This window comes from Achromobacter sp. MFA1 R4, assembly GCF_900156745.1.
Classification (GTDB): Bacteria; Pseudomonadota; Gammaproteobacteria; order Burkholderiales; family Burkholderiaceae_B; genus Achromobacter.
In genome coordinates, this window is record NZ_LT707065.1 from 338786 (window position 1) to 351761 (window position 12976).

Annotated in this window: 13 protein-coding genes; 6 read left to right on the forward strand and 7 right to left on the reverse strand. The window is 67.3% G+C overall.

The features are described from left to right. Positions 1-33: 33 nt before the first annotated feature. Positions 34-1080: an aldo/keto reductase gene (locus tag BXA00_RS01465; protein WP_076515614.1), complete on the reverse strand. Its 1047-nt coding sequence runs from the start codon at positions 1078-1080 to the stop codon at positions 34-36. Between the two features lie 316 nt (positions 1081-1396). On the opposite strand from BXA00_RS01465, the gene BXA00_RS01470 reads away from it, so the two are divergent. From BXA00_RS01470 to ycaC, 3 genes are all read left to right on the forward strand, one after another. After that, entirely contained in the window at positions 1397-2356 is a 960-nt protein-coding gene (locus BXA00_RS01470; protein ID WP_076515616.1) for an AraC family transcriptional regulator, read from the forward strand. Between the two features lie 45 nt (positions 2357-2401). Further along, complete coding sequence (locus BXA00_RS01475; RefSeq protein ID WP_076515618.1) at positions 2402-3370, forward strand: LysR substrate-binding domain-containing protein; 969 nt, start codon at positions 2402-2404, stop codon at positions 3368-3370. 131 nt (positions 3371-3501) lie between these two features. Then, positions 3502-4134 (forward strand): isochorismate family cysteine hydrolase YcaC, encoded by a 633-nt coding sequence (gene ycaC / locus BXA00_RS01480; RefSeq protein ID WP_076515620.1) that lies wholly within the window; start codon positions 3502-3504, stop codon positions 4132-4134. Between the two features lie 76 nt (positions 4135-4210). Here ycaC and BXA00_RS01485 read toward each other — a convergent pair whose 3' ends face one another. Then, positions 4211-5362 carry a sterol desaturase family protein gene (locus tag BXA00_RS01485; RefSeq protein WP_076515622.1) on the reverse strand — a complete coding sequence of 384 codons (1152 nt, stop codon included), beginning with the start codon at positions 5360-5362 and terminating at the stop codon, positions 4211-4213. A gap of 252 nt (positions 5363-5614) precedes the next feature. Between BXA00_RS01485 and BXA00_RS01490 the strand changes: the two genes are divergently transcribed. Further along, entirely contained in the window at positions 5615-5857 is a 243-nt protein-coding gene (locus tag BXA00_RS01490; RefSeq protein ID WP_076515624.1) for a YdcH family protein, read from the forward strand. 17 nt (positions 5858-5874) lie between these two features. Here the strand turns inward: BXA00_RS01490 and BXA00_RS01495 are convergent, their stop codons facing one another. The 3 genes from BXA00_RS01495 to BXA00_RS01505 all read right to left on the reverse strand — a co-directional run bounded on the left by BXA00_RS01495 (position 5875) and on the right by BXA00_RS01505 (position 9244). Continuing rightward, complete coding sequence (locus BXA00_RS01495) at positions 5875-6867, reverse strand: tripartite tricarboxylate transporter substrate binding protein (RefSeq protein ID WP_076515626.1); 993 nt, start codon at positions 6865-6867, stop codon at positions 5875-5877. 152 nt (positions 6868-7019) lie between these two features. Continuing rightward, positions 7020-8252 carry a CaiB/BaiF CoA-transferase family protein gene (locus BXA00_RS01500; RefSeq protein WP_076515628.1) on the reverse strand — a complete coding sequence of 411 codons (1233 nt, stop codon included), beginning with the start codon at positions 8250-8252 and terminating at the stop codon, positions 7020-7022. 35 nt (positions 8253-8287) lie between these two features. Beyond that, positions 8288-9244 (reverse strand): hydroxymethylglutaryl-CoA lyase, encoded by a 957-nt coding sequence (locus BXA00_RS01505; protein WP_076515630.1) that lies wholly within the window; start codon positions 9242-9244, stop codon positions 8288-8290. A gap of 114 nt (positions 9245-9358) precedes the next feature. Between BXA00_RS01505 and BXA00_RS01510 the strand changes: the two genes are divergently transcribed. After that, entirely contained in the window at positions 9359-10306 is a 948-nt protein-coding gene (locus BXA00_RS01510; protein WP_076521738.1) for a LysR family transcriptional regulator, read from the forward strand. On the opposite strand, the gene BXA00_RS01515 is transcribed toward BXA00_RS01510, so the two are convergent. After that, positions 10303-10629, reverse strand: a complete 327-nt coding sequence (locus tag BXA00_RS01515; protein WP_076515632.1) for a hypothetical protein — start codon at positions 10627-10629, stop codon at positions 10303-10305. The genes BXA00_RS01510 and BXA00_RS01515 overlap by 4 nt on opposite strands. Before the next feature lie 179 nt (positions 10630-10808). On the opposite strand from BXA00_RS01515, the gene BXA00_RS01520 reads away from it, so the two are divergent. Then, complete coding sequence (locus BXA00_RS01520; RefSeq protein ID WP_092579043.1) at positions 10809-11714, forward strand: DNA/RNA non-specific endonuclease; 906 nt, start codon at positions 10809-10811, stop codon at positions 11712-11714. 22 nt (positions 11715-11736) lie between these two features. Here the strand turns inward: BXA00_RS01520 and BXA00_RS01525 are convergent, their stop codons facing one another. Next, on the reverse strand, positions 11737-12969 hold the full coding sequence (locus tag BXA00_RS01525) for a beta-ketoacyl synthase (protein ID WP_076515634.1): 1233 nt from the start codon (positions 12967-12969) through the stop codon (positions 11737-11739). Positions 12970-12976: the final 7 nt, after the last annotated feature.

Sequence of the window (12976 nt, forward strand, 5' to 3'; positions counted from 1 at the left end):
CGGCCGCCCGTCCATTCCCGAGCGCAAGCCGGATCAGGCCGCGCCCGACTCGCGCAGCTGCTGGCGCCGGAATTCGCCCTGGCGCACGTGCATCCAGCCCGGATATTCCGGCGCAAGCGCACTGACTTCATCCAGCGCCGCCAGCTCTTCCTGCGTCAGCCGGATGTCCGTGGCCGCCAGGTTGTCCTCGAGCTGGTCGACGCGTTTGGCGCCGATGATGACACTGGTGACGACCGGCTGGTGCAACAGCCAGGCAAGCGCGATCTGCGCCACCGAGACGCCCCGCGTGTCCGCGATCTGCCGCATGGCGTCGACGGTGTCGTACGCGCGGTCCCGGTCCACGGGCGGGAAATCGAACGCCGCGCGACGGCTGCCGGCTTCGGCTTCGCCGTCGCGGCGGTATTTGCCGCTCAGCAGCCCGCCGGCCAGCGGACTCCAGACCATCAGCCCGACGCCCTCGCTCTTCAGCATGGGCGCCAGTTCCCGCTCCAGGTCCCGGCCCGCGATCGTGTAATACGCCTGCAGCGACTCGAAGCGCGCAAGGCCCAGGCGTTCGGCAATGCCCAGCGCCTTCATGATCTGCCAGGCCGCCCAGTTGGAGACGCCGACATAGCGCACGTGGCCGTGCTGCACCAGGGTGTCGAGCGCCCGCAGGGTTTCCTCGATGGGCGTGGCGGGGTCGAAGCCGTGGATCTGATAGAGGTCGATGTGGTCCAGTTGCAGGCGCGACAGGCTCTTTTTGACGCCATCCAGGATATGGACGCGCGAATTGCCGCGGGCATTGACGCCCGCGCCCGTCTGCCCGAAAACCTTGGTGGCGACCACCACGTCGTCGCGCGCGACCTTTAGGTCGCGCAGGGCCTGGCCGGTGATGATTTCCGAGCGGCCCTCGGAATAGACGTCCGCCGTGTCGATGAAATTGACGCCGGCCTCCAGCGCGCGCCCGACCAGCCGGTTGGCGTCTTCCTGCTGCAGGTTGCCGATCTTGCTCCAGAGTTCGCCTTCGCCACCGAAAGTCATGGTGCCCAGGCACAGCTCCGAGACGAACAGGCCCGTGCTGGCGAATTTCTTGTATCGCATGTTTGCTCCTTCAGGGGCTGGCGGGCACGCCGGCCCCCGGAACGGGGACCGCTGCGGCAACCTGCCGGGGTGTGGACAGTATGCGTCCGGGGCAGCGCGCACGCGCTGCTCGATCCTGCCCTTTTTTTGCCCGATTCTCCGGCGCCGCGGCCTGGGCACCAGAACCCGCCGTTTTCTCCGAAATTCCTGCCTGATTCTCCATTCCCCTGGGCGGCCCGCCACGCGCGCTGGCCGATGGCAATACACTGACAGGCACCCAATTCTCTGCCGCCGCGGCGATTCCCGCCTGCGGCAGGCACGCCACGGGAGTCCCCCAATGTCCCTGAATCCTGCCCGATCGGGCGAGCCGGCCCACGCGGTCCAGGACGCCGCCTGCGAACTTGCCCGCGCCGAGCTGCTATGCACGCTGGAGCGCATGACCGGCGCCCTGGAAGGGGCGCTGGATACGCCGATCGAGGGCCTGTACCTGCACCGGCTGTCACAACCCACCGGCGCCAAGCCAGCCCTGCAAAAGGCCGCGCTGGCGGTCATCGCGCAGGGGTCGAAGCGTCTTTTCATCGGCGACGAGACCTATGAATACGATCCCTTCCATTTCCTGATTTCGTCGGTGGACCTGCCGGTGGTGGCCAAGGTGTCCGTCGCCAGCCCGACCCTGCCCTACCTGGGCTTGCGGCTGGACCTGAACCCCGAGGAGATCACCGCGCTGATCAGCGACGAGAACCTGCCGCCGCTGGTCCCCGCGGAAACCTCACGCGCCCTTTGCGTCAATCCGCTGGACGGCACGCTGCTGGACGTGGTGGTGCGCCTGCTGCGGCTGCTGGACACCCCACGCGACATCCCCATCCTCGCCCCGATGATCAAGCGCGAACTGCTGTATCGCCTGCTGATGAACGGCCAGGGAGTCGTGCTGCGCCAGACGGTCTTGCAGGACAGCCAGCTCAACCGCGTGGCCAAGGCGATCCGCATCCTGCGTGATAATTTCGCCCAGCCGCTGCGGGTGGAGGAGATCGCGCGCGACGTGCACATGAGCGTGTCATCGCTGCACCACCATTTCAAGCAGGCCACCGCCATGAGCCCGCTGCAGTACCAGAAGCACCTGCGCCTGCAGGAAGCGCGGCGCCTGATGCTGACGGACGACGCCGGCGTGGCGCTGGCCGCGCATGCGGTGGGTTACGAGAGTTCGTCGCAGTTCAGCCGCGAGTACAGCCGCCTCTTCGGCGCGCCGCCCTTGCGCGACAAGCAGCGCTGGAAGGACGAAACCGCGCTGGCCGCCTGAAGCGGGTCGCCCGCCCCCCCCCACCCGGATTGACGAGGACTATGCATGCATGACCTGAATGACCTCTATTACTTCGTCGAGGTCGTCAAACATGGCGGATTCGCCCCCGCCGGCAGGGCCCTGGGCATCCCGAAGTCGCGCCTGAGCCGGCGCATCGCGCTGCTGGAAGAGCGCCTGGGCGTGCGCCTGATCCAGCGGTCCACCCGCACGTTCGCGGTGACGGAGCTGGGGCAGGAATACTACGACCAGTGCCTGGCGATGCTGGCGGGCGCCGAAGCGGCGCAGGATGTCATCGACCGCACCCACGCCGAACCGCAGGGCACGATCCGTATCGCCGCGCCGCCCGCCCTTATCTACTATTTCCTGGGCGACGTGGTGGCGCGCTACATGGAAAAGTGCCCCAAGGTGAACGTCTACCTGAAAAGCTTCAGCCGCCCGGTGGACGTGCTGCGCGAGGGCTTCGACCTCGCCGTGCGGGTGCGCTTCGGCGCGCTCGAAAGCAGCGACCTCGTCATGAAGCACCTGGGCATGAGCTGCCAGAGCCTGGTGGCCAGCCCCGCGCTGGCTCGCGGCCTGCCCCAACCCGCGGACTTGCAGCACATCAGCCGGCAGCCGGCGCTCGCGCTGGGCACCGAACAGCGCGAATGCCAATGGCGTCTGCTGGGACCGGACAACGCGCGCCTGACCGTGCCGTTCATGCCCAGGCTGGTCACGGACGACATGCTGGCGCTGAAGCAGGCGGCGCTGCGGGGCGTGGGCATCGTCGCCCTGCCCCTGCTGATGATCCGCGAAGAGCTCGACGCGGGGACGCTCGTCACGGTGGGCGCGCCCTGGCAGCCCGAGCCAGGCAGCGTGCACGCGGTGTTCCCGTCCCGCCGCGGCCTCCTGCCCGCGGTACGGGAACTGTTGGATTTCATGGGAGAGGCGTATCGTGAAAACGCCCGGCGTGAAGCGCAGAGCCAGGCGCGCCACGGCCTTCCCGTCCTCCAACCGCCCACCTCATTGTCCGATTAATAGAACTCTGAGACGCGATTTGGCGGTCTACCGGAGCGGTCGTCCTGAATTTAAGATTCTTTCTACGCACTCAGCGTTGTTCCCAACACCGCGCACCACCGCGCAAACCTGAATCGACCAAGGAATCCGCCATGACCAAACCCTACGTGAAGCTCGACAAGTCCCAAGCCGCCGTTCTGCTGGTGGATCACCAGGCAGGCCTGCTGTCCCTGGTGCGCGATTTCCAGCCCGACCAGTTCAAGAACAACGTGCTGGCCCTGGCCGACCTGGCCGAATACTTCAAGCTGCCGACCATCCTGACCACCAGTTTCGAAGACGGCCCCAACGGCCCGCTGGTCCAGGAATTGAAGGACAAGTTTCCCGACGCCCCCTACATTGCCCGCCCCGGCAACATCAATGCCTGGGACAACGAAGATTTCGTCAAGGCGGTCAAGGCCACCGGCAAGAAGCAATTGATCATCGCCGGCGTGGTCACCGAGGTCTGCGTCGCGTTCCCCGTGCTGTCGGCCATCGAAGAAGGGTTTGACGTGTTCGTCGTCACCGACGCGTCGGGTACCTTCAACGAAGTGACGCGCGACGCGGCCTGGCGGCGCATGGAGCAGGCCGGCGCGCAATTGATGTCGTGGTTCGGCGTGGCGTGCGAACTGCACCGCGACTGGCGCAACGACGTGCAGGGCCTGGGCACGCTGTTCGCCAACCACATCCCGGACTACCGCAACCTGATGGCGTCGTACTCGGCCCTCCAGGCGGCCAAGCAAGGCTGACCGCCGCGTGGCCGGCGGAACACCGCCGAGACCAAAACCAAAAGGCCCAGGTGAAATTCACCTGGGCCTTTGCCATTCATTTGCGGCGGGCGAAGGGATACGCCTGCTGCGCCAGGAATGTCCCCGGCATGTCGTTGTCCAGGATGCCGTAGTTCTGCGGCAACCGGTTGCCGGCCCCGCGCACCGCCGTGCCGAACAGGTAGTCGATGAAGGCGAAATGCGCCGCGTAATTCTTGTCGATCGCCTCGGTGTCGGACGAATGATGCCAATGATGGAAATCCGGCGTCACGATGATGTAGCGCAGCCAGCCCCACGGCAGCTTCACGTTGGAATGGATCAGCACCGCCTGGAACCCCACGATGATGATGTAGGCGTCCAGCACCGGCTTGGAAAACCCCAGCACGAACAACACGCCCAGCACGGCCACGCGCGTGATCAGCAGTTCCACGATGTGCAGGCGCGAACCCGCCAGCCAATCCAGCGTGCGCGTGCTGTGGTGCACGGCGTGGAAGCGCCACATGAACGGCACCTCGTGGTAAATGCGGTGCGCGGCGTACTGCGCCAGGTCCGCCACCAGCACCGCCACGAAAAGCTCCAGCAGGTAAGGCATGGACTGGATGGCGTGTTGCAGCGGTTCGTAGGCCGCCCACGAGAACAGCCGGTGGATGAAGAAGTTGATGCACAGCAGCACCGCGCCCACCGACAGGTGATTGAACAGGAAGTGCTTCATGTCCACCTGCCACTCGCCGCGGAACACGGGCTGGCCGGGATACAGCGGCGTCAGCTTTTCAAAAATGATGAACACGGTGCTGGAGGCCAGCAGGTCCAGGATGAACCAATCGAGGCCCAGATACGGATGCCCCCCGGCGCTGGACGCGCTGATTGCGACCTGGCTGCCGCCCGCCGCGACCGCGCAGCAGACCAGCACGAACGCCGAGATGTTCAGCCAACGCTGCCGCCCAAGCACGGTGTTGGCCAGCGCGATCGAGCCCGACACGAGCAGCGCGCCAAAGAGCAGCGTGCGCATTGCTTCCACCGAATAGAAATTGCGCAGTTCCGGCGTGGTGAGATAGGCAGGGAAATGGAATGCCAACACGCCCAGCACCGACAGGATGGCCAGAAAAATCGCGATCACGCCGCTCATCATTCCAGTTCCCGGATCGATCCGGCCATCTTGTTTGAATAGATCCAATACTCGCCGATAAATGGGCGCGCCACGCTGTTTCATTGCGATTACAGGACAGTCCAAGGGGAAGCGAGTGTATCGCCGGGGACAGGTCACCTTGTAATCAAACGTGAAAGTGCGCGACAGAATGACGCATTTCGCGGCGCCCCTTGCGCCCGGTCAACGGGGCGGCCCCGGGCGGCGGGTGGCAAGGTTGACAAGGCGATGGCGTTGGCGTGTCATGGGCTTGACGCTGATGAGGCGTCGAGCCAGGCGCATCGTCGGTCCCGTCAACCGGTTCCTCAAGAGGCCTTTATGTTCCCTGAATACCGCGAGCTCATTACCCAACTGAAGTCCGAAAACGCCCACTTTTCGGCGCTGTTCCAGCGGCACAACGATCTGGACCAGGAAATCCAGAACATGGAGGACGGCATCAAGCCGTCCTCGAGCACCGCCATCGAGGTGCTGAAAAAAGAAAAACTCCACCTCAAGGACAAGCTATACGGCCTGCTCCGCGCCGCCGACAAGAACGGCGACGCCAGCGGCAAGCACAGCTAGCGCGCCCTCGGCGCGGGCTACACCGGCTCCAGGCCCGCGCTCTTGACGACGGCGGCGTATTTCGCCATCTCGGAACGGAAGTACGCCACCGTCTGCTCGGGCGCCATCAGGACGATACGGTTGTTCTGCGTCGCCATCGCCTCCTTCACGGCAGGCGAGTTGAACGCGCGTCCCAGCGCGTCATAGATGCGCGCAACGTCCGCCTTCGGCAGCTTCGCAGGCCCGGCCGCTGCGAACCAGCCGCCGATCTCATAGTCCGCCAGCCCCTGTTCGCGCAGCGTCGGCAGGTCGGGCAGCGCCGCCATGCGCTCGCCGCCGCAGGCGCCCAACGCCTTGAGCGCGCCGCTCTTGATCTGCGGCAGCACCGACGGCAGCGACAGCACCCCGAAATCCACCTGCCCGCCAATCAGATCGGCCATCATCGGCCCCACGCCCTTGTACGGGATGTGCCGCGCCTTCACACCCGCCTGCTGCACATACATCTCGGCGGCAAGGTGCAGGATCGTGCCGTTGCCCGACGACGCGTAGTTGTAGCGGCCGGGCTGGCTCTTCAAGAGCGCCGTCAACGCCTTGATGTCATTGGCGGGAATGTTCCGGGGATTGGCGACCAGCAGGAACGGCGTCATGCCCACCATGCTGATCGGCGTGATGTCCGCCAGCGGATCGAAAGGCAGGGTCTTGTAGACGCTGGGAAAGATGACGTGGTTGTTGGACAGCATGCTGAGCGTGTACCCATCCGGCGCCGAGCGCACCAACGCGGACGTGCCCACGATGCCGCCGGCGCCCGGCTGGTTCTCGACCACCACCGTATGTCCCAGCGCCGCCGACAGCGCCGGCCCCGCTGCCCGTGTGATCGTGTCCACGCCGGAACCCACCCCCACCGGCAGGATGAATTTCACCGGCCGGTCCGACTGCGCCCACGTCAAGCCGGGCGCGCCCAGCACAGCGGCGCCCAGCGCCCCGATCACCTGGCGGCGGCTCCAGCCCCCGCCTGCGCGTTGATTGCCCATGTCTGTCTCCTGATGATTGTTGGACCGGCCGACTTGTGCGGCCGTTTCCTATTGCTACCGCTACTGCCACTGCTACCGCTACTGCTACTGCTACTGCTACTGCTACTGCGACGCTACCCGCTGCCCGTTCCGGCGTTCCTGGCGCCTTTGGCTCAGGCCGCCGCGCCCTGCTCGCGCAGCGCGGCGATCTGTCCGGCGTCGTAGCCCAGCCCCTGCAGCAACGCCTCGGTGTCCGCTCCCAGCACCGGCGGGTCGCGCCGCACCCCGAGCCGCTGGCCGTCCATCATCAGGGGAAAGAGCGCGGCGCCCGCCGTCTGCCCCGCCCGCTCGCCGTCGGGCAGCCGGATGTCGGCCAGCCCGCCCGTCGCGCGCAGATGCGGATCGTCGTACAGCTCCTCCGGCTTGACGATGGGGGCAAACGGCAGGCCGGTGCGCTCGAAGATGGCGCCCAATTCGGCCGCGCGGTAATTGGCCAGCCGCCGGCGCAAGTCCGCCAGCAGCGTGGGCCGCAAACGGACGCGGTCATTGTTGGTGGCCATCGCCGGGTCGTTCTTCAGGTCGTCAAACCCGAAGGCATCGCAGAAAGTCACCCACTGCGCATCGCTCACCGCCGCCAGGAATATCTGCTCGCCGTCCTTGACTGTGAACACGTCGTACAGCGCCCAGGCCGACACGCGCTCGGGCATCGGCGCCGAGGGCTGCCCCGTGATCGCATACTGCAACATATGCTGGCCGACGAGGAACACGTTGTTCTCGAACAGCGCCGACTGCACCTCCTGGCCGCGCCCGGTGATGCCGCGCTGGATCAGCGCGGCCATCGCGCCGATGGCGCCGAACATGCCGCCCATGATGTCGTTCACGCTGGTCCCGGCGCGCACCGGATCGCCCGGCCGCCCGGTCATGTACGCCAGCCCGCCCATCATCTGCACGACCTCGTCCAGCGCCGTGCGCATCGCATACGGACCGGGCAGGAATCCCTTGTGGCTGACGTAGATGAGGCGCGGATTCTCCTTGGACAGCGAGGCATGGTCCAGACCGTACTTCGCCATCGTGCCGGGCCGGAAGTTTTCCGCGACGACATCGGCGCTGGCGGCCAGCCTGCGCGCCACCTCGGCGCCCGCCGGGCTTTGGATGTCGAGCGCAATGCTCTTCTTGTTGCGGTTGAACATGGGAAAAAAGCCCGCCCCCACGCCCAGCAGGTGGCGGGTGCGGTCGCCCTTGACGGGCTCGACCTTGATGACTTCGGCGCCCAGGTCGGCCAGCACCATCCCGCAGGTGGGCCCCATGACCATGTGCGTGAATTCCACCACGCGCAGGCCAGCCAGCGGCAAGGGACGGGAGGCGGGAGCGCCGGCGGCGTCGGGGGAGTCGGGGGTGTCGGGCATGAAAAGGCTCGCAGCAGTAGCGTTGAAGCGCGGGCTCAGGCCGCCAGGCCAGGGCGCGCGCGAAAAGTCTTGGGCAGGCCGGCGCGCCACAACGCGCCGTGCAGAGGCTGATCCGGCAGCCAGCCGGCGACGGCCTCGCGCAATGCAAGCAGCCGGTCCAGGTCGACGCCCGTCTCGATGCCCATGCTTTCCAGCATGAACACCAGGTCCTCGCTGCTGACATTGCCGCTGGCCCCGGGCGCGTGCGGGCAGCCCCCGATGCCGGCCAGGCAGGCGTCAAAGCGCGCCACGCCGGTATCCAGCGCGGCCAGGACATTGGCCAGCCCCAGTCCGCGCGTGTCGTGGAAATGCGCGCAGCACAGCCGGTCGCCCGCGATGCGCCGCGCCGCCTCGAAGAGGCGCCGCACCGCCTCGGGATCGGCATAGCCCACGGTGTCGGCCAGGCTCACACGGTCCGCGCCGGCATCCAGCAGCGCCTGCATCAGGCGCAGCACTTCCTGCGGCCGCACCTCGCCCTGCAAGGTGCAGCCAAAGGCCGTTCCGACGCCGCCCTCGATCAGCACGGACGACCCGGCCGCGTCGCGCGCGGCCCGCATCTGGCCGACCATCGCCACCACCTCGTCCGGCGTCTTGCGCAGGTTCGCCAGGCTGTGGGCGTGGCTGGCCGACAGCGGCACCAGCATCAGGTGGGCGCCGCTGTCCAGGGCCAGCTCGGCGCCCTTCAGGTTGGGAACCAGCACCGACACGGCCAGGCCGGGGAGCCGCCTGGCATGGGCAATCAGTTCGGCCGTGTCCGCCAATTGCGGCAGCAGCCGGGCGGGCACGAAGGAGCCCACCTCAATCTCGCGCTGACCCGCCGCATAGGCGGCATCGATCCAGCCGAGCTTGGTGTGCGTGGGCATCACCACCGACAGGCTTTGCAGGCCATCGCGCAGCCCCACTTCACGAACCGTGACGGCGGACGGGCGACAGGGGGATTCAAGCTGGGACATGGCGCGATTGCGTGGGTAAGGGAAGCCCCAGTTTAGGTATTCCCCATTTGCGCACAAGCGGTATTTTGGAACGCTTAAAATTCCCATTTGGAATATCACGTCAGGATGACCGCCATGCGCGACCTCGACATCACCACCCTGCGCCTCTTTATCTCCGTCTGCGAGACCGGCAACATCGCCCGCGCCGGCCAGCGCGCCAACATCGTGGGCTCGGCCATCAGCAAACGGCTCGCCCAGCTGGAAGACACCGTCGGCGCGAAGCTGCTCACGCGCAAGCGCCGGGGCGTCGAACCCACGGAGGCCGGAGAAACGTTGCTGGAGCACGCGCGCGCCATCCTGGCCAGCTCCGACCGCATCGAACGCGACATGTCCGCCTACGCCAGCGGCGTGAAGGGGCAGGTGCGGATACTGGCCACCGCCTCGGTGCTGGCCGAGTCCCTGGCGGAAGACATCGCGTCGTTTCTTCAGGCGGAGGCGCACCGCAACATCCGCGTGGACATGGAAGAACGGGTGAGCAACGAGGTGGTGCGCGGCGTGAAGGAAGGCATCGCCAGCCTGGGCATCTGCTGGGACGCCGCCGAATTCCATGGGCTGGCGCACCGCCCCTACCGGGGCGACCGACTGGCGGTGGTCACGGCGCCGGGGCATCCGCTGGCCGAGCAGGAGGCCGTCTTTTTCGAGGAAGCGCTGGCGTACGAGCATGTGAGCATGCCCGCCGCAGGCGCGGTGCTGCGGATGCTGCAGACGGCGGCCAGCAACAGCGGCCGGACGCTGCGCCACCGCGTGACGGTCAGCAATTTCGATTCAGCCTTTCGCGTCGTGCTGGCCGGCCTGGCGATCAGCGTCGCCCCCATCGAGGTTGCGACGCCCTACGCCCTGGCGCACGGCCTGCGCGTGCTGCCGTTGAAGGATGCCTGGAGCCGCCGGCGCTTCGCGATCTGCATGCGCAGCGAGACAGGCCTGACGGCCGCCGCGGCCTTGCTGCTGGAACACCTGGTGGCCGCGGGCGCGGCTGCGCAGCCTGCCCCTGCGCCGAAGGATCGGCCGCGCGGCCCGCGCTAGCGTGGCCGCGCCGTGTCCTTTTCGCCGACGGACGCGTTCATGTACTCCTTGACCGTGCCGTCCGGGTTGTAGATCACCGTCAGCGTGCGCTGGTCCTGCATCGCGCCGTACTCGCTGTTGTTGAAGTAGAACCATGACGCGGTCCGCAGCCCCCGCGCATCGACGCGCTGCGACCGGGGCGGGCCGAAATCCCGGACCATGTCGTCAAACGTCGTGACGTTGATCTTGATGGCCTGCACCTTGGCCTGCGTGACCAGATCGCCCGACGATGGGGCGGCGCACCCCGCCACGAGGGCGGCCACGAAAAGCAATGACGGTCTCATTCGGTTTCCCCGATCCTGTCAGCCTGCCTGCGCGGCTGCCGTGTCTGTGAATGTCGGACGACCCTAAGAATACCTTGCTCCCCCTTCCCCGGGGCCGACGGCGCCGTCATGTCGCGGTCATCTACAATGCCGCCAGTTGCCGAGCGCGAAGAGGCGCCGGCCCGCAACACACAGGCAGTATGACCCGCGCGAAGAAATCAGCACCCAGAAGGAAAGCCCCGGCAGGCAGAAGCAAGAGCGCCAGCCCCGGCCGCATCTACCGATTCCTGCGTACGTTTGCGCTCACGTCGCTGGCCACGTTTGGCGCCGCCACCTATGCGCTGAACCCCCAGTGGCGCCCCAACCTCTCGCTTGACGAGCTCCTCGCGCGCGTCGGTTGGCCGACCCAGGAACAGTTCGCGCCCGCGGCGGTGCCGGCGGGCGGCCTGGCCCACACGCGCTTTGCCGACTGCCCGCAGTTCTTTCCGCAGCAACGCCCCCCTGTCGTGCCTGCCAGCCTAGCGCTGCGCGAACTCTGCTTTTCAAACTTCGCCATCCTGCACAACGGCCAGACGAAGACGCCGGTGTTCGTTGCCGAGCGCCTGAACCGCAGCGTGTTGACGCAGGCGCAAGGCATGGAGCGATCCGACAAGTTCTATGCCGAGGCCCGCGTGCCGCGCGCCGAACGCGCCGAGCTGGCCGACTACCGCGGTTCGGGCTACTCGCGCGGCCACATGGCGCCGGCGGGCGACATGTCCACGCACGAGGCCATGGCGCAGAGCTTTTCGCTCGCCAACATGGTGCCGCAGGACCAGCGGCACAATGGCGGCCCGTGGAGCCAGATCGAACAGGACACCCGCAAGTACGTCATGCGCGCCTCGGGCGACGTCTACGTCTTCACCGGTCCGTACTATGGCGACAAGCCCAAGGAGATCGGCTCGGGCGTGGCGGTGCCCAGCCATCTCTTCAAGGTCGTCTATGACGCGGCCACGGGGCGTTCGTGGGTGCATTGGCAGGCCAACAGCCCGAACACGACAGCGGGCGCGCCCATCAGCTACGACGAGTTCCAGCGGCGCACGGGCATGCAGTTGCTGCCTGCCCGCTGAACGCCCGCGCGAGCCGCATCGCTCACCCTCGCGTCCCGCCCGCCTGTCGAAACGCCAGCACGGCATTGTTGCCGCCCATGCCGAAGGAATTGCTGATCGCCACCCGCAGCCCGGGCAATTGGCGCGCGCGTCCGGGCACGTAGTCCAGATCGCATTGCGCATCGCCGGGTTCAAAAAACAAGGTGGGCGGCACGACGCCCCGCGCAACGGCCATCGCGGTCACCGCCGCTTCGATCGCGCCCGCCGCGCCTATCGTGTGGCCGATGGCGCCCTTGATGCTGCTGACGGGCAACGCGTCCGCCTGAGCCCCAAAAACGCGCCTGATGGCTGCGGTCTCGATCCGGTCGCCCACCAACGTGCCCGTCGCGTGGGCGTTCACATAGCCGACTTCGCCGGGCGACAGGCCGGCATCCGCCAGGCATCGGGACATGGCCAGCGACTGGCCCTCCGGGTCGGGACGCAAGGGGTGCGTGCCATCGTTGCTGACGCCGTATCCGCAGAGTTCCGCGATGGGCGTCGCGCCGCGCGCCGCGGCGTGATCCGCCGATTCCAGCACCAGCATCGCGGCGCCCTCGGCCAGCGCAAAGCCGGTGCGCCGGCGGCTGAACGGGCGGCAACTGCCTTCATCGCCGCTTTCGGGGTCCGCGCACAATACGTGCAGCTGCTTCCAGGCCGCCATGATGACAGGCGTGAGCATGGCCTCCGCGCCGCCCGCGATCGCCACGTCCAGGTAGCCGTCGCGGATGCGTCGGAACGCTTCGCCGATGGCGACGGCGCCCGCCGAGCAGGCGGTGGTGTAGGTCTGGGCCTCGGCGGTAGAGGTGAGTTGCTGCGCGATGTGGGCCGCCGGCGCATTCGGCATGGTCGCGGGGACCACCAGCACCGTCCGCCGGGGCACGACGCCGTGATAGGCCTCGACAGCCTCGCACAGCGTGGACACGCCGCCGATACCGGTCCCGATGAAAACGCCGCATTGCGTCTTGTGGCGGTCCTCCAGGGCGGCGCGCGCCATCGCCTCGGCGGCGGCATGCTGCGCCATCAACGTCACCCGGTCCATCATGCGGACCTGCGCGGGATGCAGCCCCGCGGCCACGTCGGCCCGGACATGGCCCACGCGCCGGTCGATGCCGCCGTCCGGCGAGCGCGCCACGCCGCACCGGCCTTCGATCAGCGCATCAAAGGTCTGCTCGGCGTTGTCGCCCACGGGCGTCACCATGCCGATGGCGGTCACCACGACAGATCGACGTTGCGTCATGGCGCAG